We start from the raw sequence: 20346 nt of genomic DNA on the forward strand, positions 1-20346 counted from the left end.
GTCGCCGTCGTCTCACGGGCAGAGTTCGTCCCTTCGGGAGGAAACAAACGTCTCTTCGTGAGGAGACATTCGTTCCTTCTCGATGGGACGTTTGTCTCTTCCCGAAGGGACGAAATTTATCTACGACTGGTGCACCACCGGAAAGCACTTCCGCAGAAAAAGGTCGCCGTGGACGGACGTGTCCACGGCGGCCTTTTTCTGGCGGTGCTTTTGTTAATTTAAGCAGGAGTGAAGTTCAGATTTTGCCCAGGATGCGGTCGATGACCCAGTTGGTCGGGGTGGCGCTCACCGAGTTGCAAGCGCAGATGGAGCGGCCGCGCAGGTGGTCGACGATGTCGCGGAGGAGCGGCAGGTGCTTGTGCTTCGGATTGTCGACCAGGAGGGTTTCGTCGCCGTCCTCGGTTTGCAGATGGATGGGGGCGTAGGTGAAGACGGAGAAAGATACCTGCCCACTGTCGCCGATGATGAGGATGCGGTCTTCCTTGGCACTCTCATGCGCCACGAAACACCAAGTCCCGGAGGCCGGCATACCGTCGGCAAAGCGGAAGACGGCGCCCACGGAATCTTCCGTGGGATAGAGGCCGCCGCGGTTGGCCGTGATGCCGTGGGCTTCGACGATGGGGCCGAAGAGAAACTGGAGAAAGTCGATTTGGTGCGGAGCGAGGTCGTAGAAGTAACCGCCGCCGGCAATGTCGGGTTGGAGACGCCAAGGCAGATTTCGGGAGTTGTAGTCTAAGTCGCGCGGCGGTGCAGCAAATCGGATTTGCGCGCTGAGCGGCCGGCCGATGACGCCGGAGCGGACAATCTCTTGCACCCGGCGGAAGTAGGGGAGATAGCGGCGATAGTACGCCACGAAGCAGGGGGTGTGGAGAGCGGCCGCAATGCGGTTGATGCGCAGGCAGTCGTCGTAGTGCGTGGCGAGGGGTTTCTCCACGAGCACGGCCTTTCCGGCGTTGAGCGCCATGAGGGTGAAGGTGACGTGGGTGGAAGGCGGCGTGGCGATGTAGACGATGTCTACGTCCGGGTCGGTCACGAGGTTCTGCGCGTCGGTGTACCAGTGCCCGATGTGGTGGCGCTGTGCAAAGGCACGCGTCTTCTCGGGCGAGCGCCCCATGACGGCCGTCACCCGGGTGTGCGCCAGTTCGGCAAAGGCAGGGAGAAATCTTTTTTCGGTGGCTTCACCGCAGCCGATAAAGCCCCATTTAATGATATTTTCGGCATCCATGCCGCAAAGATACGATATTTTTGTTTAACTTTGCAGCGTTCACAGCCTCTTTCTGGAGGCTTTCTTGTTTAGAAAAGCTTTGGAGAGACTCCGTCCTCCGATTGAGAAGACCATGAAAGAATTTGAATGTGCGCTCCGATTTTTGGAGGGAAATTCTCGCCTTTTTGTGCGACAACTTTGGCGTTCCTACACGGCCTTTGCCGGCGCTGCCGGGGTGTTGGCTTTGGGTTTGGCGCGCCTCTTCTATTATATGTTCATGCCGGGCCTCATGCTCCACGGCGAGGGTTTGCCGTGGCAGGCGCTGGCGGCCGTGCTGCCCATCGACGGCTTCGGTGTGGGGCTGACCCTCATCGGATTGTGCCTCTTCGGGTGGTGTGCTCTCCGCGCCCACCGCAGAACGGTGCGCGCGACGACCGATGCCCTCGCAGCGGCAGTGGGCGAAACCACCTCAGAATCGGCGCCTGAACTGACGCGCAGCAAGCGGGCGGCGCTCCTCACGCTGACTCTGGCCCTCGGGCTGTTGGTGGTGTCCGTGCTGGTGCTTCCGCTTCTGACCTTAGGGCTTTCGCTGGCGGTGAGTGCCCTCTCTGGGATGATGGAGGAGGTGCTCAGCGTCCCGACATGGAGCTGGGCAGCGGTGGTGGTTTTCTCCGCGCTCGGCATGTTGGCCCTGCAAGTTTTCACACTCTATCTGCGCTTGGTGTTCCACGTTCACCATCGGCAGTCATGACTCGTCTCCTTTTTCTGCTATGCTCCTTTTGGATGGTGACCGGCAGTCTGACCGCCACACGCCCCATCCGCACACTGCGCTTGCTGCAAACCGATGGCAGCACGGTGAGTGTGCCGCTCTCCGACCTCTCCTCTTTGTCGGCAGGCAAGGAGGACATCTGCCCGGCCCATTTCTCTCAAAGCCGCCGTGCCTCGCGCGCCATGATGGCGACTTCGCCCGACGGACTGGGAGAGTTCGGCACGCCCTCACGAGGTGTCCTGCCGAGTCTGGGAGCTCCGATCATTCCTATTGTTATGGTGGAGTTCAGCGATGTGGCTTTTCAAGCGTCCACCACCCCCGCCCGCATCGACAGCCTTTTTGATGCCGACGACCACGCCCTCAGTCCACGTGCCAAAGGCAGTGTGCGCGACTACTATCGGGCGCAAAGCTACGGCCGTTTTGCCCCTCACTTCAAAGTGGTGGGGAAAGTGCGCGTTTCGCGTCCTCGCGCTTACTATGGCGCCAACAGCGCAGTGAGCAAGAACATCAACATCAGCGAACTCTATCGGGAGGCCATCGACCTCGCACAGAAAGGTGGTGCCGACTTCTCCGCTTTCGTGGTGGGGGGACGCGTGCCCCTCACGGTGCTGCTCCACGCCGGCCCCGGCGAGCACGATTCCTTCGAAGCGGGCAATGAGGACTACCCGTGGGCGCATTTCTCCGAAAACACGTTGGTGTCCGGCGGTCTGTGCTTCGACAGCTACTTTGTAGGGTGCGAACTGATGCAAAGTTATGAGCGAGACCCCGCCACTAAGCAGCCCCGACGCGATGCTTCGGGGCATCCGATAGTGGCCGGCGCGGAACTGGAAGGTATCGGTGTGTTTTGTCACGAGATGGGGCACGCACTCGGTCTGCCCGACTTTTACAGCACACGAGAAGCCCAACAGACTCCCGACTTCCACGACATCATGGACTATGCCCAGTATGGCAACGATGGCTATTGGCCTTTGGGCTATTCGGCCTACGAGCGCAACTACATGGGCTGGCTTCAGCTGCACGAACTGACGGATGCCGGACCTTGCCGTCTCGCGGCGCTGCACGACACAGTACCGGATGCGCCACAAGCCTATCTCATCCGCAATGCGGCCGACAGCAAAGAGTATTATATCCTCGAAAACCGCCGCCCCTCCACGTGGTTTGCCTCCGTGCTCGGACAGGGGATGCTGGTCTACCACCTCCACTACGATGTCAATGCGTGGTCGGCCAATGTGGTCAATATCAATCCTGCCCACCTGCGTTGCGTCATTGTTCCGGCCGACAATGCCTGGCAGAACCGCAAGACGGGGAACGCTGCCGACTTTCAAGGCGACTTTTTCCCGGGCACGAAAGGTGTCACCGAACTTTCGGAGGCCGGTGCTCCCGCCATGACATGGTATACCGGTGGAGCTGCCCGTCCCATTTACGACATTGCCGAGGAGGGCACGGGAGGCATCACTTTCTCTTTCTTACAACCCCACACCACGGGACTGTCTGCCCACACGATTGCCACGACTGATGATGTCCACGTCTACTCCTTGGATGGACGCCGCGTCAAGTGGGGCAACGCTCCGGCAGGCATTTACCTTCAACATGGGAAGAAAATCATCGTACGATGAAGGTGAAGATTTTCCCTCCACCTCCCCCTCAAAAAAACAGAACTTATTAGACATGCAAAAGAACTTATTATACAGAGGAGTGTTCCTGCTCCTCCTGCTGCTGAGCGCCCCCGCTCTCGGCCACGCTCAGTTGGGCGATTTTTTCACCGCACTGCGAGAGACAGCGCGCGAAGGTTTTTCCCCGGCCAAATTGGGCACAAAGCCTGTTTCTGCTGCCCAGCTCGTGGGCACTTGGGCCTATTCCGAGCCGGTACTGGTCTTTGAGAACACCAATCTGGCCAGTCAGCTCGGTGCAGCTATGGCTTCCGGCGAACTGAAAGAGAAGATGGCCGCCTGCTATGCCAAGGCGGGCATCGTTCCGCAAAAGATGTTGCTCACCTTCAAGCCTGATGGTCGCTATCAAGTGGTCATCCACGACGAAACGCTGGACGGCACCTACAAAGTGAAAGGCGCAACCCTCACACTGAGCGACCCAATGAAAAAGGAGGTGATCCAAGCCAACGTGGCCCGCGATGGGCACGAACTGCAAATTGTGGTCAAAGCCGACCACTTTTTAGGTTTGGTCCAGTCGTTGAGCACAGTCACCACCTCGGCAGGAGCTTCTGCACAATCCCTCATCGGCGTACTTAAAGAGTATGCCGGTCTTCAGATGGGCATCGTCCTACGCAAGCAGCAATAAGCCCAGTTTTGCCACATTGACCACGCATTTACCACACACACGCTTTTTTTTTGCTACTTTCTTGGCGAATTGCTTGTGTATTCCCCAAAGAGTGCGTACCTTTGCATCGCAATCGGGAACAACGATTGAACATCGCGGAGTGGAGCAGTTGGTAGCTCGCCAGGCTCATAACCTGGAGGTCGCCCGTTCGAGTCGGACCTCCGCAACTTAGCAATAAGCGCTTGAAAAAATCAAGCGCTTATTTTTTTTATACCGGGCACGAGTGGTGCCCCTTCGAGCAACGAGTAGCGTATTTTCCACAAAGATGCCCCGAAAGCACGCAAGAAGTAAGCGTATCTTCGGGGCAGGCATTTTAGTGTAAACGCAATCCTTGTCGCTGACAGTTGAGTATATTCTCTTCTATTCGAGACAAAAAGAGTTGTGGAAAAAGAATACAAAGGACGACGTCAGAACATCACTTTGTGGCCGAGGCCGTTGATGTAGAGACGGCCGCGTTGGGGCGAGAAGACGCGGCGGCCGGAAAGGTCGTAGTAGTGCATGGCCCGCGCATCAGTAGAAACCGAGGCGTCCGGACGGAGGGGCGCAATGCCGGTGAGGGTGGAAGTAACGTCCGTCACGGTGTACTTCCCTCCCACCTGCGCGGTGGAAATGACGAAGTAGCGGTCGGAGGAGATTTGGGGGATATCGACCGTCTGCGGAGCGCCCGTGCCGGAGTTCACGACCAGGTTGAAATAGTAGTCCTTAGCAGTGATGTCCACCGTTTGATAGTGCCAGTCGTGGCCGTCGATGTGACGCGTAGCGGTGATGGTCCGGCCCGGCCAATTGCCGTTGAGCTGTGTGCCGCCTTTGCTATCCCAAAGGTAGAAGTTGGTCGTGCTCCAAGCGTTTTCGTTGCGCACATAGATCGTGGCCTTGTAGGGAGCGAAAGGCCGGATGACGTAGTCGCGCTCAACGATGCCCGACACCGCGCCTCCCGCGAGCAGTCCTACGCGAAGGGTGCAGGAAGCATTGATGGCAATTCGGCCGTCTGCCCCCACCTTGGCTGATGCAGCGGTCGGAGTAGAACCATCAAGCGTGTAGACCAACTGCGTGCCCTCAGGAGCAACTGCGGTGGCACGAAGGGAGAAAGCAGCATCGTATTCCCCCGAAGCTGCATCGACCCAGGCAGTGGCAGCAGAGCGAGAGAGGTAGAAAGCATAGCCTTTGCCGGAAAGAACACGGACGAAAGAAGCGTTGGGCACATACTTGTCGGGACGGCTGCCCACAACGCAAACGAGCTGTCCCCGCGTGCCGATGGTGCGCACGGCATAGTGGTCGGCGGCGGAAGCGAAGTTGATGAAGTCGCTCGTGTTGGTGATACCCGCGGCACGGCGCACATCAATCATCGCTTTGAGCGCCTGCTTGTGGTCGAGCCAGTGGCGATAGAACACGCAGGGCGTACCGGGCAGTGCGAGCATGAAGGCATTGGCAGCGAGGGTGTCGCGGCGGATGGGGTCGAGCTGATCGGTGGCGGAGCGATATTGCGTGTCGTGGTTTTCGACAAAGGTCACGGCATAGCGGCGATAGTCGGCGTTGTTGATGAGCGGATGTTGCCCTGCTCCGTTCAGTGCGGCCCAGTTTCCGGTGTTCACCGCATCGCGCACGGAGTAGCGGAAGGGGAAGTCGAAGGCGGCCGATGTGGGCACCCCACCCTGCCGCGTGCGGTCGATCCACGAACGGATGGCGCTGCTGCCGTCCCAGTATTCGCCCACGCTGAAGGTGGGTTGCGCAGCGGTGTTGTATTCGGCAATGAAGGCCGGAGCATAGCCTTTGACCATGTCATAGCGAAAACCGGTATAGCCCAAGTCGGAGAGGAGGAAGCGGAGATAGTCCTTGTAGGTGGCGCGCACATTTTCGCTCTTGTGGTCGATGTCGCGGCAACCCGACCAGTCGTCGCCGGTGTCGGCATTGGGGCTGAGAGAAAGCCCTTGTTTGGTTGCCCAAGCGGCCGTCTGCCCACCGTCATCGTTGGCACAGATGTCGGTTGCCGTCATTTGATAGGTCTTTCCGCCGTAGGTTTCCGCAGGATAATCCACCCACGAGCCGCCCACGCCGAGGTTGTTGCGGTGGTTGATGACAACATCGGCAATGACGCCCGTCCCTTTTGCCTTGAAGGCGGCAATCATGGAGCGCAGTTGTGCTTCCGTGCCGAAGGAACTGTTGTGATCGAAGAGATAGACGGGGGTGTAACCCATATTGTTGTGTCCCGTGTTGCAGTTGCCGCTTTGGGGCACCCAGATGAGGTTGAAGTAGCGCGAGAGTTCGCTACTTTGGCTTTCGAGGCGACTCCAGCGGGAGTCGACAAAGGAGTCCCAGTAGAAGCCTTGTAGCATCACACCCTCATAGGCCGAGGGCCAGCCTTGTGCCGAAAGTCCGAGGGTGGAAAGTAGGGCTAAGAGAAAAGAACAGAGATATTTCATGTTTGAAAAAAGAAGATAAAGCGAGAGAGAAGTCAAAATCCTTCTCTCTCGCCATTGTGTTTCAAAAAAGAGGGTGATGCGTCTACTTCTTGGTCATCGTGCAGTAGATTTTGTCACTCTTGCTGCGCGAGAGATAGAGCTTCACGGCATAGGTGCCGGCGGGCTGCTTGAGGTTGGCGCCCTTGACGGAGAGGTTGTCGAAGCTGCCGCCGAGGTCGATGTCCCACTTGCCGTCGAAGCGGAACTTGAAGGCACCACCATCGAGGGTGACGTCGCCTTCGTAGCAATCGTCGGTCGCGTTGTAGGTGAGGGGCACATCGGTCGCCCAGCTGTTGAAGTCGCCAATCACGCCCACTGTGCTGAGGAGCGTGGCTTTCACGCTTTGCTTGGCCACATCGACCGTGATGTAGTGCAGGCCGTTGGCTGTGGAATAAAGGTTTTTGTCGCCATCGGTGGTCGTCTTGATGCCATCGAATGTGGTGAAGTCAGTAAAGTTGTACTGCGCGGCACTCCAGTCGCGAGCTTGGGTGAACTTGAAGCTACCGTTGAGCATCGAGAAACCAGTGTAGACGCCGTCGAGGTCGGGGCTGTGGAGGGCAGGAGCAGTGCCGGGCGCCCAACCTTGGTGATTGCCGGGCACGTAGATGTATTCCACGTAGGCCTTCTTGGCCAACTGCGCTTTCACCTCGCAAGTACCAGAGTATTGGAAAGCTTGGTCGCCCACAACGGCGTGGGCCACGACAGCGGCATTGAGCGTGCGCACTTCGGAAGCTTTGCCGTAGAGGGTTTCGACAGCGGTTTGGAACTTGTCGAGCGCCACGGCACAGGTGTCGTTGGCTTCGAGCACTTGAGGCGTGCCCACTCCGTCGGGACGCGTGAGGGTGACGGTGTAGGTGGCCTTGGGGGCTTGTGCGGCTTCAAATGCTGCGGTGAACAGCTTTACGGCCTCGGTGCCGGCAGGCAGGTTGTCGAAACTGATGGTCTCCACAGGGGTGAGCGTCATCTTTATGCTTTGCGCCGCTTCGGTGGAGTTTTGCTGGGGTTTCGCCCAGTCCTGGAAGTCGTCTTTGTCGCAAGCCGTCAGCGTGGCAGCGAGGGCCAAGCCGAGAAAGATATGTTTGTACATCATGGTTTTGCTTTGAGAGTTGAGTTTTCCCGCGTGGGCAGACAGCCACAGGAGTCATACCTGCGCTGTCTGCCTCGGGGAGAATAGGAATGAAACTTATTCGGCGTCGATGAAGTTGTATTCGCCGGTCAAGTCGTTGAAGAAGACCTTGTAAGTGCCCTTCGTGATCTTGATGTTGGCGCCGTTTTGTGCAGCCTTGCCATAGGGGAAGGCCACCTTGCCCCAGTTGTTGTCCCAACCGCCTTCGGCACGGAACTTGGCTTCGGTGTCGGACTTGATCGTGATGGTGCAGGTCCAAAGGTGGTTGTTGGCCGCCTTGGTGTTGACCGCCTTCATGGGGATGTCGGTGTTCCAGTCGCCGTCGACACCAATCAAGCCCATCGAGGAGAAGGTCTTGGTGTTGTCGGGCGTAGCCGGACTGATGGTGCAGGTGTGCTTGATGTTGTCGACCACCACGGTGTAGTAGCCTGCGGCCGCTACGGAGATGTTGTCGCCATCGTCACCACCGGCGCGCCATTTGGCTTTGCCGACACCATCGGCCACGTAGGCATATTCCCACTGAATCTTGTTGGCATCGGTGGGGTCGATGTAGTGAGAGAGCACCTTAAACTGGGTGGTCGTGTCGAAGTAGTCGGTGTAGGAGACGGAACCCTTGCCGGTCTTCTTGTCGTAGTCGAAACCTTCGATGGGGAACATCGGCACGTTGCCCACGCCCATCCCCGAAAGGGTGTTGCTCCAAGAGGCATCGCCAAAGGCGCTACCCACAACGTAGGCCAGTTCGATGGCGGCATCGCGCAACTTAATATAATAAGGTACAACGTCGAGCTTGAGGACATTGGAAACGGTGGTCGTGCCGGGTGCAGCCGCAGCGTTCAGTCCGCGCACGGTGGCCACGACACGCACATAAATGGGCGCAGAGGCCGGCACGTTGTCGTTGTCCCACTGGTAGAGTTGCATCAAGGCTTTGGCCACGGAGGCGGCATTGATGGAGGCACGACATTCGTTGTAAGTCTCTTCGAGCTGGACGTAGTCGGCCACGGTGGCACCGGTTTTGTCGGCCTGTGCCTCGGCAAAACTGGTTTTGAATTTGCCGTCCTTAGACACCTGCACCATATAAAGGCCGCCGCCGTTCATCGCAAGAGGCGCGCCCTTGTCGGTGAGTTGGGGTTGTGACCAAGTGATGTCGATGTTCTTGGCATGAGCCAAATCATAGAGCTGCGTGGCGAAAGCCGGTGTGTTGAGGACAATCTCCGAAGGGCGCTCCAGCAGCGTGGGGTTGGAGTCACGGTCGTCTTCGCAAGCCGTGAAAAGGCCGGTGGCAGCGAGGAGCATACCGGCGCAGAAAAATATCTTTTTCATGTTCTGTTCGTTTTGAAGATTAGTAACCGTTGTTCTGTTTGAGACCGCCATGTGCGTTCAGGTCGGTGTCGGGGATGGGGAAGAGGTTGTAATTGGCGCTGATGTTGACACCGGCCTTTGCACCACCCTTCCACTGCCAGTTGTAGTTGTTGTTGCCACCAAACTTTCCGTGACGGATGAGGTCGGTGCGGCGATGGCCTTCGAAGTAGAACTCACGGGCATACTCGTTGAGCAGTTGGTTGAGGTCGAAACCGGGGAGCGTGTTGGCATGGGCGCGAGAGCGGAGAGCGTTGGCCGCTGCGGTGCCTTCGGAAGTGGTGCTTCCTCCATTGAGGCGAGCATCGGCTTCGGCAAAGTTGAGGTAGGCTTCGGCCGAACGCATCAAGAAGAAGTCGGTGTCAGGGAACTGCGAGTGCTTGCCCTTACCGCCGGCGAGGTAGTAGTTGTTGTACTTCATGATACCGTAGCCGTTGTCGAACTTGCTCGCATCGTCGATGCTGAGCGTGTGGCCTTGTCCCCAGAAGAGGGCGCGGTCGTCACCGGCAGCGGCCTGCATACCTGCGGTTGTGGTTTGCGGTGCGTTGTTGGCGGGGAAGAACTTCGCCACGAGGTCGGGCAAAGCACGGATGCCGGCCCAGTTTTCCACCGTTCCGTTGCCGGCCGTAAACTGGCTGTCGCTCATCTTGTCGTTGGTACAGCTGGCCATCAAGAAGAGGGACGTGCCCCACGAGGTGGTGTTGATGCCGTCCTGCATGAGGGCGAGCACGGCTTCGACCGATGCGCCGTTGGTACCGTTGTCGCCCATGAAGAGCTGCTGGTAGGCCGTCCAGTTGTTTTGCGTGGCGGCAGTGTTGAGTTTGAAGGGAGAGTCCATCACCTTCTTGGCATATTCCTTAGCCTTTGCCCACTCTGCCTTGCCTGTGTAGACCTCGGCGTTGAGGTAGAGGCGGGAGAGGAGCAGCCAAGCTGCAGCCTTGTCGGCACGTCCGTAGCCGGCTTCGCCTTCCTTTTCGGGTTTGGCTTCGGCCATGTTAGGCTCGGCTTCGAGGAGTTCCTTTTCAATCCAAGCGTAGATTTCAGCACGACTCTTTTGTTGGCCCTTACCGGGGTTCATGTCGGTGCGCAACACCACGTTGCCCCAACCATCCATCAGGTAGTAGTAATAAAGCGCACGGAGGAAGCGCACTTCGGCCGTCATCTGTGCATCGGTGCCGCCGGCCACTTCGAGATAGTGGTTGCACATGGTCACACCGAAGAAGAGGCGATAGTAAAGACCGCGCAACATGGGATGACTGGCCGACCATGTGTCGTTGGAGAAGGCTGCGACGCCTTCATCGCCCCAAAGGCAGTGGGTTTCGTCGGTCGTCACGGACTGCGAGTTGACCAACTGGCGCACGAAGCCCGATGTACCGCCGTCGATGCCATCGACATCGCTGTCGCCGTTGGCACCACCGTTGCCCGCCATCGCCATCAAGGCATAGCATTTATTAAAGAGGTTCTCGGGAGTCACCTTCATGTTGGTACTCGGGTCGATGGGAGTGACATCGAGGTCGTTCACGCACGAAGACAGACCGAAGCTCAGCGCGAGCGCTGCAGCAGGAACGAGAGATTTGATATATGATTTCATGACTTGAAAGCAATTAGGATTAGAAATTGAGCGTTACGCCGGCCACAATAGAGAAAGGACGTGGGTAAATATTATTGTCGATACCATAGGCCTTTTTATCTGCATTGTACACTTCGGGGTCGATGCCCTTATATTTGGTGAGGGTGAAGACGTTGCTGGCCGTCACGTAGACGCGTCCGTTCACGCCTTCATACTTGCTGTCCTTGAAGAGATTTTCGAAGGAGTAGCCGAGCGTGATGTTCTCGCACTTCAAGAAAGAGGCGTTCTGCACGAAGTAGTCGGAGAGGACATTGTCCCAGCTGCGCCAGCCTTTTTCGACGACGTTGGTGGGGCGGTTGCCAAGGAAGTTGTGGCTCCACACGGTGGCTGTGTTGGAAGCACCGGCTTCGAGGTCGTTGAACACGTAGTTGCCAAGCGAACCGCGGAGGCTGAAACCGAAATCCCAACTCTTGTATTGGAGGCGCGAGGTGAAGCCGCCGGTCCAAGGTGCCATGGGGCTCTTGTAGAAATACTTGTCGTCGGTGGTGATTTTACCATCACCATTGCGATCTACATAGACGCCTTCCATGGGGCGACCGTTCTTGTCGTACACCTGTTGATAAACGTAAAAACTGCTGGCGGGATGGCCCACTGCATGTGCCTGCACATTGTTGCCGACGCCGGAGGAGATGCCGCCGGTGGCTACGTAGTAGCTCTTGTCGCCGATGAGTTCGGTGATTTCATTCTTGTTGTAGGTGGCGTTCAGGCCCAGTTCCCAGAACCAATCCTTCTGCTGCAGCGCCTTCCAGGAGAGCGCCACTTCGACGCCTTGGTTGGCGAGCGAACCGATGTTGCTCGACACTTGGTTGCGGAAGTTGGAACCGGCCTCAACGTAGACGGTGTTGAGCAGGTCGGTGGTCTTGCGATAGTAGTAGTCCACGCTACCCGTGAGGCGCTGGTTGAAGAAGCCGAAGTCGAGACCCACATTATAAGTGGTGGTCGTTTCCCAGGTCAGTTTACGGTTGTAGGCGTTGGGGCGGTCGATGTTGCCCTTACCAATCAAGGGATAATAGGATCCATCCACCTGATTGGTGTTGTAGGACGCAAAGTAGTTGTAGTCACCGATACCTTCTTGCTGACCGGTTTGACCATAACCCAAACGGAGTTTGAGGTCGCTGAGGGTTTCATTGTCTTTGAGGAACGATTCGTTCTTGATTTTCCAACCCAATGCAAAAGAGGGGAAGAGCGCCCAGTGTTTCTCAAAGCGGCTCGATCCGTCGTAGCGGAAAGTGGCGGTGAGGAGGTAGCGGTCGAGGAGGCTGTAGTTGGCACGTCCGAAGAAGGAGACGAGATAGTTTTCGTTTTTTTCGTGCTTTTTTTCAATGTTGGCACGATCGCCGGGTTTAGCAGGTGTCACACCAGCCTTGGGAGCAGGGTTATAGCCGGACTGGTAGAAGCCCGAGCCATCGCGCTTCGTGTCACGATGGAAGTGCTGCCACTCATAACCTGCCATGATGTCAAAGTGGTTGGCCTCGTTGAATTCCTTGAAGTATTGGGCGTAGGCGTTGAAGGAGAGATTGTATTTGTCGATCTTTTCCCAACCCTGCCAACCATAGTAGATGGCTTCGGGGCTGGCTGTGTCGGTCCAAGTGTCTTGTCGGCCGGTCGAATAATCGGCGCCCAAGTTCATGTGGAGGCGGAGGTCTTCAAACCCGTGCACCTTGTAGTCGAGTTCGAGGTTGCCCACTGCCGAGCGCGAGTTGGCGCGGTCGTCCTTGAGGTCGAGGAGTGAAACGGGGTTGCGTGTGGCGCGATTGTTGTGGGTGAGGGGCCAGTTGTTGTCTTCGAGGGCCTTACCGTCCTGCGTCCACTGGTAGTAGCCGCCAAAGTTGTTGTACATGGGGTCGTTGCTCTTGACGGGCTTCGTGGGGTCCATGTAGACCGCAGCGTTGACGGCTTCAGTATTGGCATAGCGCGTCTTGGCCAGCATATACTTGGCACTCATGTTCACCTTGAGGTGATCCTGGAAGAAGGAGGGGTTGAGGTTCAAACTGGCCGTATAGCGCTGGAAGTTGGAGGTTTTCAGAATACCTTGCTGTCCAGTGTAACCCAAACTGAGGCGGTAAGGCATCGTGCCGATACCACCGGCAAGCGTCACGTTGTGGTCGTAGGACATAGCCGTACGATAGATTTGGTCCTGCCAGTCGGTGTTGGCAGTGCCCAAAGCCTTGTAGGCATCGGAGCCTTCGCCATAGTTGGCCTTCACAAACTCGCGGAAGGCATTGCCGTCCATCACGTCGATGGTCTTGTGCTTTTGGCTCATGGTGACGTTGCCGTTGTAGGTCACCTTGGTCTTCATGCCGGCACGGCCCTTCTTGGTGGTGATGATAATGACACCGTTCGAACCGCGGCTGCCATAGATGGCCGTGGCCGAAGCGTCCTTGAGCACAGTGAAACTTTCGATGTCGGCAGGGTTGACCATCGAGAGAGGATTGGAAAGTCCCTTCACGCCGCTGTTGTCCATCGCCAGTCCATCAATGACGATGAGCGGGTCGTTGGAGGCGTTGAGCGACGAACCGCCACGGATGCGGATGCTGGCTCCCGAACCGGGGCTACCGCCGTTGGTCGTGACGTTCACACCGGCAATCTTGCCTTGAATCATGTCTTGTGCATTGACCACAACGCCCTTGTTCTTTTCGTCGGGCTTGATGGCCGTCACCGAACCGGTCATGTCGCTTTTCTTCGCCACGCCATAACCGATGACCACAGCCTCACCGAGGGAGTTGTCAATCTCTTGGAGCACGATGTCCAGCGCACCGCCCTCCCACTTCACCTCTTGGCTTTCATAGCCGATGTAGGAGATGCGGAGGGTGGCTCCGGGCTTAACATTTTTGAGTACGAAACTGCCATCGTCGTTCATGACCATGACACCATTGTTCGTACCTTTCACTTGCACAGATGCACCGATGAGGGGCATGCCTGTGGCATCTTTCACAACGCCTTTGACCACGCTGTTTTGCTGCACGCTCAACACTTCGGTGGGCGCTTGGTGGGCAAAGGCCGCTCCAATGGGGAGCGACATCAGCAGCATCATGAGGCTGACAGACTGGAAACGTTTATACATATCGTTGAGTTATTTTGTTGATTGTTCGTTGGAGGATGGACTTACATGATGGAGATGGCAAAACCGCCGCCTGCACCGGCCACGAGCTTCTTCAGCTCGCTCTTGGAAGTCACCGTCTTGCGCGTGATGACATAGCTTTCGGGATTTTTGTTCCAAGCCGTGCCTTTGGCGTCGGCATAGATGGTGGCGGTGTAGGTCTTCCCGGGGGTGAGGAAGTCGAGCTTCAGGTGGCTCACATGGCCGTTGTCACCGGCGGTGCAGCCGATGAACCACTGGTCGCGGCCTTTGGCTTTGCGTGCCGTCACGACATATTCACCTGGCTCGGCTTCGAGATAGAGACTCTTGTCCCAATCGACGGGCACGTCCTTGATAAACTGGAAGGCGTCCATCTTCGGCTCATAGTGTTCGATGACATCGGCAGCCATCTGCAAGGGACTGTAGAGGGTGACGTAGAGGGCGAGCTGGCGCGCCAAGGTGGAGCGCACGCGGCTGTTGTTGCCGGGGTTCATCTTGGTGAGGTCCATTGAGAAGATGCCGGGCGTGTAGTCCATCGGGCCGCCGATGCAACGTGTGAAGGGGAGGATGGTGGTGTGGTTGGCGGGATTTCCGCCAAAAGCCTCATACTCCGTGCCGCGGGCACTCTCATTGGCAATCCAGTTGGGATAGGTGCGGCAAAGCCCTGTGGGACGTGTGGCCTCGTGGGCGTTGACCATAATCTTGTAGTCGGCCGCCTTGGTGATGCAATAGAAGTAGTGGTTGTTCATCCACTGGCCGTAGTGATGCTCGCCGCGGGGCACAATGTCGCCCACGTAGCCGCTTTTCACGGCGTGGTAGCCGTTGTCGACCATAAACTGATAGGCCGCATCCAAGTGACGCTCGTAGTTACGTACGGAGGATGAAGTTTCGTGGTGCATGATGAGTTGCACGCCGCGCTCCTGAGCATATTGGCGCAGCCCCTTCACATCGAAGTCGGGATAGGGAGTAACAAAGTCGAAGACATAGTCCTTCTGATGGCCGAACCAGTCTTCCCAACCTTCGTTCCAGCCTTCCACCAGCACAGCATCCATACCGTTGGCTGCTGCAAAGTCGATATATTTCTTCACGTTGTCAGTGTTGGCAGCGTGACGACCGTTTGGCTTTGCGCTTTTGTAGTCGGTTTCTCCAAGTTTCACACTCGCAAAGTCGTCGGTGTAGGCCCACGTGCTGCGTCCACTGATCATGTCCCACCACACGCCAACGTACTTGATGGGGCGTATCCACGAAACGTCTTTGAGCTTGCACGGCTCGTTTAGGTTAAGGGTGATGCGACTGGCCAAAATGTCGGTGGCCTTACGCCCCACGATGACCGTGCGCCAAGGGGAGGTGCAGGGCGTCTGCAAGTGTCCTTTGTCGCCCTGTGCGTCGGGGGTGAGGTGGCTCACGAAAGTGTGGCGTGCTTCGTCCCAGGTGAGGTGCATCGTGGGGTAGTCGATGCAGGCGGCTTCGTGGAGGTTGAGGTAGATACCGTCGTCCGTGCGCAACTGTAAGGCCGTTTGCACCGTGGTGGGACCTGCCGGCGTAGAGGAGGAGTTGTCGCTGATGGCGCGGGACATGCGCTCGCGGATGCCGGACAGGCGCGTGGTCTGATATTCGTACTCCTGCGTGTCGTAGTCGCCCGCCAGCCACCAAGCGGTGTGGTCGCCGGTCATGGCAAATTCAGTGAGTTCTTCGGCCACGGTGAAGTAGGTGAACGAGGGTTGGTCGGGAAATTCGTAGCGGAAGCCCAGTCCGTCATCGAAGAGGCGGAAGCGGAGGTTGAGCTTGCGCATGTTGTCATTTTGGTCAAGGCTCACCCACAATTCATTATAATGGTTGCGGATGCTGCTCTCTTCGCCCCAAACGGGTTTCCACGTTTCGTCACCGGTCGTCACTTTGTGGTCGAAGAGGGTGAAGCCCGTAGCCAAGTCGGCTTTGCGCTTTTGTGCCTCAGTGGTCGTCTCGGGCGTGGTCCACTCAAAGTTGGTGGGCTTCTTGCCGGGCTTTTTGAGTTGATAGCCCAGATGGGAGGGCGCGATGAGTGTTTTGCCTTGCAGCGCGAGCGTGTAGGTGGGGCGTCCCTGCTCATCGAGCGAGAAGTTCAACTCCAGTTCGCCGTTGGGCGACTTCACACTTTGTGCCATCCCCACGAGCGCAAAAGCAAACATAGCGGCCGTGGCACAGAACTTGGGAACACAGAGATGGTTTTGCATACTGATTGTATTATTTACAGCGTAAAAGATTTTTGAGCCGGGTCTTTTCTGAGTCCAATGCTCTCCTCCAAGTGGTGAAACGAGAAGTGCTGAAAACCTAAAAATAGACAACTTGACTACGCAAAAGTACACCATTCGGCCTTACAAAGATAGCGATTTATTCAAAATATAAAAAATATCCCTACATTATTTTTATAAATCATTTGTTTTCAAGGGATTACAACTACGTCTTTCCGAGAAAAATATAGATGAGAACAAAGATTTCAACGCATTTTCCCAAAACGAAAAGCTCTTTTTCCTACACTTTTTGAAGTTGAGATGGCAAAACAAAGTCGCAAGTTCCCAAAAGTTAAGGATTTTAAGAGTGTGGAGCGCGTCCGCAGAAAGTGGCTTTTAACACACGCCAAAAGATCTCGGCGTGCTTCTCCAAAGAATATATACAATTCAGCTATGCGCGGTATACGCGCATTTCCATCGCCCAGCTGATGCGACAGGAGGAGGGCGGCGAGAAGGGCGCAGCCCGACGAACCTATGGCAGCCCTCTCAGCGAGCAGAACGTCCCCGACAGGGCGCCCATCGGCCGGACAGCAACTCACGACGACTCGACATCCCGATATTTGCCCCCTCCGGGGACTTCGCAGTTTCGGAGTTAGTCATCATATTTCGCCAAAACGAGGAGTAAAAAATCCGGTCTTACAGCGAGGTTCCTCCACACCGTGGCGGCGCACCGCCTAAGGGAAGAAATCTCACGCAGGCAGAAGAGATTGAAAGACAGAGAGTTGCCATATCCCTCTTCATGGGAGCCTGAAAAATCGGCCACAGAAAAGGCAAAAAACAGCTCGGCACTAACAAAATTTAGTGCCGAGCCGGTGAAAATTACAAAGGAAGTAATTGAAATTAGAAGGGAGGTAGAAAAATTTACGCGTGAGGTGGAGAAATTTACTCGTTAGGTAGCGGTTGCGGAAAGTGACTTACGTGCCACGGAAAGCCGCAAATTCTTTTTTAGCACGCCTCAAAATGTCATCGTATTTCGCCGAGAACTCAAATCCACCTTCCTTGTCGGAAGACTTCAAGTCTGCGCGGCCGGAAGTTCGATGCGGAACGTCGTGCCCTGCCCCGGTTCGGAAGCCTTGACATAGATGCGGCCGTGGTGGTATTCCTCGACGATGCGCTTGGCAAGGGAGAGGCCCAGCCCCCAACCACGCTGTTTGGTGGTGTAGCCCGGGCGGAACACGGTCTTGAAGTCCTTGCGGGCAATGCCCTTTCCGGTGTCGGCAATCTCCACCACTACCCTATCGCCGCTGCGGAAGGGAGTGAGGACGATGCTGCCCGCACCGGACATGGCATCGACGGCATTTTTGCAAATCACCTCAATGACCCACTCGAAAAGAGGGGCACACAAGGGGGCGGAAAGCGCGGTCGGCGCCTCGGTGCAGGTGATAGACACTTGGGCAGAGACGCGCCGCCGCACGTAGCCGATGGCCTTGTCGATGAGGGGAAGGATGGGCAGAAGTTTGAGCTCGGGCGCCGAACCGATTTTGGAGAAACGTTCGGCAATCATCTCAAGGCGCTGCACGTCGGTCTGCATTTCGCGCAAGAGGGGGTCGTCGGGATAGGTCTCTTTGAGCACTTCCGTCCATGCCATGAGGGAAGAGATGGGGGTGCCGAGCTGGTGGGCGGTCTCCTTCGAAAGGCCCACCCACACCTTGTTTTGCTCGGCACGCTTGGAAGAGAGGAGAGCAAAAATGGCGATGGCGATGAAGAGCGACACCACTCCGAGTTGCACGTAGGGGAAGGCGGTGAGGCGGCGCAGCATGACGGACTCTCGATAGTAGATGAGGAGGTAGTCGCCACGGGCAATGCCGGCATCGGCATCGGGGGTGAGCCACATCTTCATCCGGTGGGCATCGTGCTGCATGGCCTGCGCGATGTCGGCCACTCGCGAGAGGGAGTCGGCCTCGGTGCGGGCGTTGATGGGGAGATTGCGGCAGGTGGTGACGCGGCCGTGGCTGTCGAGGACGAGCAGGGGGATGGTGTTGTTGCTGTTGATGACTTTGAGCACGAGGTTGAGGTCGGTGGTTTCGTCGGCCGACATCAACGAGCGCATCGCCTCGGCCCAGACCTCCATTTTGGCCACTTCTTCGGCTTTGAGGTCGTGGATGAGACGATGAGAGATGAGCAGCGAAGTGGCAGCAATGACCACCGCTGTCCCAACAAGGGCAAACTTGACGCGCCGGATGCTATTGGTCCAAATCATGGTTGATTTGCTCAATGTAGTCCAACACTTCGTTGCGCCCCGTCCCCTTTTCCGAACTGGTCACAAAGTGGGGCGGCAACTCGTCCCAATGCGCGCGGAGGGCATTGAGGAAACCGTCAACGTTTTTCTTCAATTCGTTGCGTTTGTTCTTGTCGGCTTTGGTGAAGATGATGCCGAAAGGAATACCTTCTTCACCGAGCCATTCGATGAACTCAAGGTCGATGGTCTGAGGCGGCAGGCGCGAATCGATGAGCACAAAGAGGCAGGTGAGTTGTTGTCGCTCCAAAACATAGTACTCTATGAGGTTACGCAGCTTCTCCATCGCCTTTTTGCCGCGCTTGGCATAGCCGTAGCCGGGGAGGTCGACCAAGAACCACTCGTCGTTGATGAGGAAGTGGTTGATGAGGAGGGTTTTCCCCGGCGTGGAGGAGGTCATGGCCAGCCCTTTGCGCCCGGTGAGCATGTTGATGAGCGAACTCTTTCCGACGTTGCTGCGGCCGATGAAGGCGTATTCAGGGCGTGTGCTGTCAGCCGGGCACTGGTCGGCGCGTCCGGAGGAGATGAAGAAGTCGGCGGTCTTGATGATCATGATTGAGGAGGTTGGGTGGAGTCGGCTCGCGGAAAGACAAGGATGCCGAGTGCGAGGGAGATGAGAAGACAGTATTTCAAGGTGCTCTGTGCGTAGACGGCCAAGCAGTAGAGGGCAGTGTTGTAGTAGAGCAGGAAGGAAAAGATTTCAATCCGCACGAAGGGCACCAAACGAGCGGCGTGGCGGCGCACATCGGGATTGTCGCTGTGCAGACGGCGCTTGATGAAACCAAAGCGGTCGAAACTCACCGCCACGTAACAGCCTGTGAGCGTGAGGACGATGCTCAGCACATTGACAAAATAGAGGGCTTTGGGGTTGCGCCCGAGCAAATCGACGTCGTTGAGGGCGAAGTAAATCAAAGCGGCACCGAGGAAGGCCGACGCGTAGCTGATGTAGAGCAGGCGGAGAGGAATGGGTTTCATAGGTAAAGAGGTGTGAAAGGTGAGGGTACGAATGCGTTTTATTCTCGCGTTTTATTGCCGAAATTCGACCCGGTCCACGAGCGATCGGCCGAGTGTGACTTCGTCGGCATACTCCAAGTCGTCGCCCACACTGACGCCGCGCGCCAGTACGCTCAGCGCCACGGGCTTTTCGGAGGAGGGCAGAGCAGCGAGTTGGCGGGAGATGTAGAAGTTGGTGGTGTCGCCCTCCATCGTGGGGTTGAGGGCGAAAATCACTTCCTTCACCTCGCCGCGCGCCACCCTCTCCACAAGCGAAGCGATGTTGAGGTCGCTCGGCCCGATGCCGTCCATCGGACTGATAACCCCACCCAGCACGTGATAGAGCCCGTGGTACTGCCCGGTGGCTTCGAGCGCCATCACGTTCTGTACATTCTCCACGACGCAGACGGTGGAGCGGTCGCGGCGGGCATCGGTGCAGATGTCGCACTCATCGGTGTCGCTGATGTTGTGGCAGTGCTTGCAAAACATCACTTCGTCGCGCAACCGCACCAAGGCATCGGCCAAAGCATGGGTGGTGGCAGCATCTTTTCGCAGCAGATGGAGCACGAGGCGCAAGGCCGTTTTTCGCCCCACCCCGGGGAGTTTAGCCATTTCTGACACCGCACGTTCGAGATGTTTTGAGGGATATTGGTCGATTTTCATAGGCGCAAATATACGAAATCTTGATGGAAGTATATAATTTTGCACCTGTTTTTTCGTTATAAGTAGGTGTTCAGAATTAATTGATACGAGATTTGTTTCATTTTTTCGTCAGGTCCGTCTTTGAGAAGAAGGAGTGTAGCGAGCTACACGACTGATGAACAAAAGCGAGATGGCTGAAAAGGGCAACAAAGAGAGTATTAAAGTAAAGAACTTCCTACGACTAAAAT

At 56.7% G+C, this 20346-nt stretch carries 14 protein-coding genes and 1 tRNA gene; 4 read left to right on the top strand and 11 right to left on the bottom strand.

The window, feature by feature from the left end; genetic code table 11:
• Positions 1-235: 235 nt before the first annotated feature.
• Positions 236-1225, bottom strand: coding sequence for a Gfo/Idh/MocA family protein (locus H8527_RS00380; protein WP_187544669.1), 990 nt, complete (start codon positions 1223-1225; stop codon positions 236-238).
• Between the two features lie 112 nt (positions 1226-1337).
• Between H8527_RS00380 and H8527_RS00385 the strand changes: the two genes are divergently transcribed.
• The 4 genes from H8527_RS00385 (at position 1338) to H8527_RS00400 (ending at position 4474) form a co-directional block, all read left to right on the top strand.
• Positions 1338-1955: a hypothetical protein gene (locus H8527_RS00385; protein WP_187544671.1), complete on the top strand. Its 618-nt coding sequence runs from the start codon at positions 1338-1340 to the stop codon at positions 1953-1955.
• On the top strand, positions 1952-3589 hold the full coding sequence (locus tag H8527_RS00390; RefSeq protein ID WP_187544672.1) for a M6 family metalloprotease domain-containing protein: 1638 nt from the start codon (positions 1952-1954) through the stop codon (positions 3587-3589). Before H8527_RS00385 ends, H8527_RS00390 begins: the two co-directional genes overlap by 4 nt.
• Positions 3590-3641: 52 nt before the next feature.
• Positions 3642-4268, top strand: coding sequence for a lipocalin-like domain-containing protein (locus H8527_RS00395; protein WP_187544674.1), 627 nt, complete (start codon positions 3642-3644; stop codon positions 4266-4268).
• A gap of 133 nt (positions 4269-4401) precedes the next feature.
• Positions 4402-4474: transfer RNA gene (locus H8527_RS00400), tRNA-Met, on the top strand.
• Between the two features lie 240 nt (positions 4475-4714).
• On the opposite strand, the gene H8527_RS00405 is transcribed toward H8527_RS00400, so the two are convergent.
• The 10 genes from H8527_RS00405 to recR all read right to left on the bottom strand — a co-directional run bounded on the left by H8527_RS00405 (position 4715) and on the right by recR (position 20119).
• Positions 4715-6727, bottom strand: coding sequence for an alpha-amylase family glycosyl hydrolase (locus tag H8527_RS00405; protein WP_187544676.1), 2013 nt, complete (start codon positions 6725-6727; stop codon positions 4715-4717).
• An 82-nt stretch (positions 6728-6809) separates the two neighbouring features.
• Positions 6810-7856 (bottom strand): DUF5115 domain-containing protein, encoded by a 1047-nt coding sequence (locus H8527_RS00410; RefSeq protein ID WP_187544677.1) that lies wholly within the window; start codon positions 7854-7856, stop codon positions 6810-6812.
• A 93-nt stretch (positions 7857-7949) separates the two neighbouring features.
• Entirely contained in the window at positions 7950-9212 is a 1263-nt protein-coding gene (locus H8527_RS00415; RefSeq protein ID WP_187544679.1) for a SusF/SusE family outer membrane protein, read from the bottom strand.
• Between the two features lie 19 nt (positions 9213-9231).
• Positions 9232-10839 carry a RagB/SusD family nutrient uptake outer membrane protein gene (locus tag H8527_RS00420; protein ID WP_187544681.1) on the bottom strand — a complete coding sequence of 536 codons (1608 nt, stop codon included), beginning with the start codon at positions 10837-10839 and terminating at the stop codon, positions 9232-9234.
• 19 nt (positions 10840-10858) lie between these two features.
• Entirely contained in the window at positions 10859-13942 is a 3084-nt protein-coding gene (locus H8527_RS00425; RefSeq protein WP_187544683.1) for a TonB-dependent receptor, read from the bottom strand.
• 41 nt (positions 13943-13983) lie between these two features.
• Positions 13984-16170: a glycoside hydrolase family 97 protein gene (locus H8527_RS00430; protein ID WP_187544684.1), complete on the bottom strand. Its 2187-nt coding sequence runs from the start codon at positions 16168-16170 to the stop codon at positions 13984-13986.
• A gap of 1069 nt (positions 16171-17239) precedes the next feature.
• Positions 17240-18427 (bottom strand): HAMP domain-containing sensor histidine kinase, encoded by a 1188-nt coding sequence (locus H8527_RS00435; RefSeq protein ID WP_187544686.1) that lies wholly within the window; start codon positions 18425-18427, stop codon positions 17240-17242.
• Positions 18411-19016, bottom strand: a complete 606-nt coding sequence (gene yihA / locus H8527_RS00440; RefSeq protein WP_187544688.1) for a ribosome biogenesis GTP-binding protein YihA/YsxC — start codon at positions 19014-19016, stop codon at positions 18411-18413. Before yihA ends, H8527_RS00435 begins: the two co-directional genes overlap by 17 nt.
• Entirely contained in the window at positions 19013-19438 is a 426-nt protein-coding gene (locus H8527_RS00445; protein ID WP_187544689.1) for a hypothetical protein, read from the bottom strand. Before H8527_RS00445 ends, yihA begins: the two co-directional genes overlap by 4 nt.
• 51 nt (positions 19439-19489) lie before the next feature.
• On the bottom strand, positions 19490-20119 hold the full coding sequence (recR, locus tag H8527_RS00450) for a recombination mediator RecR (RefSeq protein WP_187544691.1): 630 nt from the start codon (positions 20117-20119) through the stop codon (positions 19490-19492).
• Positions 20120-20346: the final 227 nt, after the last annotated feature.

The sequence above is a fragment of the Alloprevotella sp. Lung230 genome, assembly GCF_014385435.1.
GTDB lineage: Bacteria > Bacteroidota > Bacteroidia > Bacteroidales > Bacteroidaceae > Alloprevotella.

Coding starts and splice junctions, on each gene's coding strand:
- H8527_RS00445 (WP_187544689.1), bottom strand. CDS start 19,438: ATGAAACCCATTCCTCTCCGCCTGCTCTACATCAGCTACGCGTCGGCC.
- H8527_RS00385 (WP_187544671.1), top strand. CDS start 1,338: ATGAAAGAATTTGAATGTGCGCTCCGATTTTTGGAGGGAAATTCTCGC.
- H8527_RS00405 (WP_187544676.1), bottom strand. CDS start 6,727: ATGAAATATCTCTGTTCTTTTCTCTTAGCCCTACTTTCCACCCTCGGA.
- H8527_RS00395 (WP_187544674.1), top strand. CDS start 3,642: ATGCAAAAGAACTTATTATACAGAGGAGTGTTCCTGCTCCTCCTGCTG.
- H8527_RS00390 (WP_187544672.1), top strand. CDS start 1,952: ATGACTCGTCTCCTTTTTCTGCTATGCTCCTTTTGGATGGTGACCGGC.
- H8527_RS00415 (WP_187544679.1), bottom strand. CDS start 9,212: ATGAAAAAGATATTTTTCTGCGCCGGTATGCTCCTCGCTGCCACCGGC.
- H8527_RS00380 (WP_187544669.1), bottom strand. CDS start 1,225: ATGGATGCCGAAAATATCATTAAATGGGGCTTTATCGGCTGCGGTGAA.
- H8527_RS00430 (WP_187544684.1), bottom strand. CDS start 16,170: ATGCAAAACCATCTCTGTGTTCCCAAGTTCTGTGCCACGGCCGCTATG.
- recR (WP_187544691.1), bottom strand. CDS start 20,119: ATGAAAATCGACCAATATCCCTCAAAACATCTCGAACGTGCGGTGTCA.
- H8527_RS00410 (WP_187544677.1), bottom strand. CDS start 7,856: ATGATGTACAAACATATCTTTCTCGGCTTGGCCCTCGCTGCCACGCTG.
- H8527_RS00420 (WP_187544681.1), bottom strand. CDS start 10,839: ATGAAATCATATATCAAATCTCTCGTTCCTGCTGCAGCGCTCGCGCTG.
- H8527_RS00425 (WP_187544683.1), bottom strand. CDS start 13,942: ATGTATAAACGTTTCCAGTCTGTCAGCCTCATGATGCTGCTGATGTCG.
- yihA (WP_187544688.1), bottom strand. CDS start 19,016: ATGATCATCAAGACCGCCGACTTCTTCATCTCCTCCGGACGCGCCGAC.
- H8527_RS00435 (WP_187544686.1), bottom strand. CDS start 18,427: ATGATTTGGACCAATAGCATCCGGCGCGTCAAGTTTGCCCTTGTTGGG.